We start from the raw sequence: 667 nt of genomic DNA on the forward strand, positions 1-667 counted from the left end.
TCGCTATTTTGGAGGAAGAAAACGAAATTTTATCACGCATAGCCTGACAGGCATTGAGCGGCCATCTTACTAGCCAAAAAATAGTCCGTAATGTGGGATTGCCGCTAGTTAATCAATTTTTAGCACAAGGCTACGCGCTTGTGCGTATTTTAAGTGCACTTAAAATCAAATCTAGTACCTATTACAATTGGCGCCATTGGCAGCCCAGTCGACAAGAAAAGCGTAGAGAATCCCTAAAAGCTTATATTTTAGACGTTTGGAAAACCTTTAAATTTTATGGCTATCGTCGTATTGCTGCTTATAGTCAACTAAACAATGACTGTCCAAAAATATCTGAATATATGACACTCAAATTAATGCGTGAATTAGGGATTAGATCACGCATGCAAAAACGTTATCGCAAACCCAAAACTGTTGTGACGGTTGATCAAAAACCCAATCTGATTAGACATTTGCATGATTTAAGCGGTGTTTGGCAAACAGATATCACTTATATTCAGTTGACTAATCATAGATGGGTCTATTTAGCGACCGTTTTGGATCCTGAGAAGAGAAAAGTATTGGGCTATAAAATTGGCGATACAATGACAGCCGAGCTAGCCACAAGTGCCTTACAGATGGCGTTAGATAAGCATCGAAAGCCACTCATTATTCATTCAGATATGGG

The 667-nt window shown here is 39.0% G+C and carries 1 protein-coding gene; it reads left to right on the top strand.

Going from position 1 to position 667, the window contains the following annotated elements:
• Nucleotides 1-92 precede the first annotated feature (92 nt).
• Nucleotides 93-667, top strand: a 575-nt coding sequence (locus tag BMG01_RS10725; protein WP_158084732.1) for a DDE-type integrase/transposase/recombinase, incomplete at its 3' end; no start/stop codon positions are given.

Origin of the sequence: Leuconostoc sp. BM2, from assembly GCF_002095565.1 — a bacterium.
In the GTDB taxonomy this organism is placed as follows: Bacteria; Bacillota; Bacilli; order Lactobacillales; family Lactobacillaceae; genus Leuconostoc; species Leuconostoc falkenbergense.